This is a genomic window from Kitasatospora sp. MBT63, assembly GCF_000710465.2.
Classification (GTDB): domain Bacteria; phylum Actinomycetota; class Actinomycetes; order Streptomycetales; family Streptomycetaceae; genus Kitasatospora.
On the sequence record NZ_JAIZ01000777.1, the window covers coordinates 1 to 253 of the forward strand.

Here is a 253-nt window from a genome sequence, read left to right on the forward strand (position 1 = left end):
CCCTCTCCGACGCCGATCTGCTCGACCGCACCGCGGACGCGGTCCGCGCCGCCGGCGCGGCGCTGCGCGGGCGTTTCGGCGAGGTGGTCCGGTACGGGAGCCGTGAGGAGCTGATGGCCGCGCTGGCCGTCAACGACGACACGGCCCTGGCCATCCTGCGCCCCGCCCTGACCGAACTGCGGCCGCAGGCCCGGTGGGTGGAGGACGAGCTGGACGGCGGGGCGCTGCCGGCCGGTGAGTGGTGGGTGGTGGA

Annotated in this window: 1 pseudogene; it reads left to right on the plus strand. The window is 76.7% G+C overall.

The features are described from left to right. Positions 1-253, plus strand: a pseudogene (locus AA75_RS40285) (3'(2'),5'-bisphosphate nucleotidase CysQ); the annotation flags it as partial.